The sequence below is a fragment of the Thalassotalea sp. G20_0 genome (assembly GCF_017744175.1).
In the GTDB taxonomy this organism is placed as follows: Bacteria; Pseudomonadota; Gammaproteobacteria; order Pseudomonadales; family Endozoicomonadaceae; genus Endozoicomonas.
On the sequence record NZ_JAGHQV010000178.1, the window covers coordinates 1 to 1,764 of the forward strand.

General features: G+C 47.9%; 2 protein-coding genes. Both read right to left on the bottom strand.

Going from position 1 to position 1,764, the window contains the following annotated elements; genetic code table 11:
* Nucleotides 1-928 (bottom strand): hypothetical protein (locus tag J7438_RS25330; protein WP_209278820.1); only part of this gene is annotated, 928 nt, incomplete at its 3' end.
* A 636-nt stretch (nt 929-1,564) separates the two neighbouring features.
* A partial coding sequence (locus J7438_RS25335; RefSeq protein ID WP_209278821.1) for a hypothetical protein occupies nt 1,565-1,764 on the bottom strand: 200 nt, incomplete at its 5' end.

Genomic DNA, 1,764 nt, shown 5'->3' on the forward strand with positions numbered 1-1,764 from the left:
CCCCGATGCCGGCGAATGAAGCATAACCCGAAGTTGTGACATTGCTGTTCACCGCCGCGGTGTTGGCAACCGTTCCGTGAACCCGCCCCCCCCCGATGCCGGCGTATGCATAGCCACCCTCGGTTTTGACATGGCTGTTCACCGCCCGGATATTACTGACTGTGCCAGTATCATCAACAACACAGGCTGCTAACCCGGTCGGCTTCGCGGAATTTTTTATATTGGCACGAGTAAACTGAAGGTCACTGATGCTGCCTTTCAGAGTGTCAACAAAACAGTCAGACAGGCCGCTGATGGTATGGCACTGCCCATCGTACTCCCCGGTGAATGTGCCAATGGGTTTATGGTCTTTATTGACAACAATATCCGCTGTCTGTTGATATTTGCCGTTTAGTGGAAATTCGGGATCTCGACCAATCTTGCCCAGGTCTTCTGCATTATTAATCAGTTTCGAATTCGCATACTGAAAAGAGCTGGCCAGCGTGCCAAGGGCAAGTAGCCCTTTGGTTCCCTGACTCCCTTGATAGCGGGCCGTGGATGGCTGTTGAAGGGGTACGTATTTCGAGCCGGTTTCTTTTTCCTGAGCCTCTTCCCGGGTTTCTTTTGATGTCTGTGGTAATTCCGGTTTTGCATCCGGCCCGGGCAAACCGCTCCCGGACCAGGCATTGGCCATATCTTTCACCATGAAAAGGATGGAACTCGACGGCAGGATAGTTACTGTGGCCAGTCGCACAAGATCTTCCACTGCTTTGCGGGAATTGAAACCGAGGTGAGGATCTTCCGTTGGAATCAATGATTTCGCAAATGCTTTAGAAATAGCAACGCCATGGCCGAGCCAGGAATGTTCGTTGCCATTCCCTGAACATTGGGAAGCGCTGTCGCAAATTGGTTGCTGAATGATGGGTTGCTGAGTGGGTTGCTGAATCATAAACAGGGCTCTTGATGTTGTAATGCATTACAGTAAATTAGAGAGCACAAAAAATTACCGGGCACTCTCTTATTCGAAAATGCAGTGTCGTAAAAGTTCCCGGTTCATTTTTTTATTTAAGGGTACGTACTGAAGGCGTCGTGTTATTTTTATAAATGAATGGTGGTATATATTTGAATGATTGTATGACCAATGGAAATTAGCGAAAAAAGCTTTTTAATCACTCTATCTTATTTCTGCCAGTGATAATTATATTTTCTAATTCGTCTATGCAGTGACGTTAAATTTTCAAGGATATGTTTTTTTCTCTAATGGTAGAAAAAGTCACATCGTCGTTGATACCTTGGCCGGGTTCTTTTATTTTGCACCACCGGAAACAAATAAACAGGGAAACACCGAAGGAGAAAAGTCTGCACCTTATATGTGACAATTACGCCACTCATAAGCATCCGAAAGTTAAAGAGCCTTATATCTGGACAGCCAAGGCAAATGACATGCTGGAAAAGGTGGTTCGTGCGAATCGCCGCTTAAGCTCTAAACAGAATGACACACCAGGAGTCAGTGTCATCGGGGATCCCGTGCTGGCCATACAGTATCCGACAGTTTGTTGACCATGGTCAGGTTCTTTCCCAGTGTTCACCATGGGGCTGCTGCTATCTGTTGCCTACCCGCCGGTTCGTCATAGCTATCGCCAGAGTCAGTCCCATGTTCGGTCAGTACATGGTACACAGGGCTGCCTGGTCGGATGGGGTTTCCAGTGTTCGCCACCGGTTCACCACGGTTATCGTCAGAGTCAGTCCCATTCTCGGTCAGTACATGGTACACAGGGCTGCCTG